The following is a 1,244-nucleotide window of genomic DNA, read 5'->3' on the forward strand; positions in this document are numbered from 1 at the left end:
CATACAACCAAAGCGAAAAATCATGAAACACGCATTTTTCGCGTTCATGGGCACGAGTTACCCCTCTCACCTTGAGCGCGAATTCGAGCGGATCCTGATCCGTATCGAGGACTTGTGGGACACCCCCCAGATCCATGATTACTTCAGCGATCTGCTGATCGACAAGCGCGGCGGCCGCAAGGGCTTCCCGCCCGACGTACTGGCCGACATCATCCGCCTGCGCGACGCCCGCGAACTCGAAACCTTCAAGGCGGCTGAGCGCAAGGAGCACGCGATGCACGATCTGGTGTCGCGTGGCATAGCATTCCTGCCAAAGAACTTCTTCCACTACCTGGAGGAAGGCGACCAGGAGGTGATCGACCTCTTCGTGCGCGCCAACTTCAACGTCAACATGCCGTCCGAGGACGGGGTGCCGCCCTTGCTGATCGCGCTCAAGCGCGGACTGACGATCATCGCGCAGATTCTGTTGAATGCGGGCGCAGACCCGAACGCGAAGGACCGGCTGGGGCTTACCCCGCTGCTGATCGCCTGCGGAAAGCCCACCGACGGATACCGGAACACGGTGCTGCTGCTGCTCGCCAAGGGCGCACACATCGACGTGCGCGACCCGCTCGGCAACACGCCGCTGCTGCTTTCGCTCAGCGGCGCCACCACCGATATTGCGTTCACACTGATCGAACAAGGCGCCGACGTGTCTGCCACCCGCCGCGACGGCACATCGGCGCTATCGCTGGCGCAGAAGCTGGAGGACGGGCGCCTGGCGCGCCTGATCGAGCTGAAGATGCAGGACGCCGCGAACGCGAGTCGCAACCTGTACGGAGAGCACAGCGCTGCATGACGTCTGGCAGCGCCCTGCCTCTGCCGGTGGGCGCATCGCGGCAACAGGCTGCCTTTGTTAAGAAGGCCCCGGCTGGGCGCCCCCGTCAGTCGCGGAAATTCCCGTATTGCAGCGGGAAGTCGGTGACCTGTTTCTTGACCAGCGCGATGGCCTCCTGCAGCACATCGCGCTTGGCGCCGGAGACGCGCACGGCTTCGCCCTGGATGGCGGCCTGGACCTTCATCTTGCTGTCTTTCAGCAGTTTGACGATCTTCTTGGCCATGTCCTGGTCGACGCCCACGCGTACCTTCACTTCCTGTTTGACCTTGTTGCCGGAGATCTTCTGCACCTCGCCGTAGTCCAGGCAGCGGACGTCGACGTTCTTCTTGGTCATCTCGGGCAGCAGGATGGTCTTGATCTGGTCGAG

2 protein-coding genes are annotated in these 1,244 nt (G+C 62.5%); one reads left to right on the plus strand and one right to left on the minus strand.

What is annotated here, in order from left to right; all coding sequences use genetic code 11:
- Window positions 1-22: 22 nt before the first annotated feature.
- The gene (locus ACUH78_RS19280; RefSeq protein ID WP_445334452.1) at window positions 23-838 is read left to right on the plus strand and encodes an ankyrin repeat domain-containing protein; all 816 of its coding nucleotides are present in this window, start codon (window positions 23-25) and stop codon (window positions 836-838) included.
- A gap of 85 nt (window positions 839-923) precedes the next feature.
- On the opposite strand, the gene ACUH78_RS19285 is transcribed toward ACUH78_RS19280, so the two are convergent.
- A partial coding sequence (locus ACUH78_RS19285; RefSeq protein ID WP_445334453.1) for a nucleotide-binding YajQ family protein occupies window positions 924-1,244 on the minus strand: 321 nt, incomplete at its 5' end.

This window comes from Thauera sp. ZXT1-4 (genome assembly GCF_052598215.2).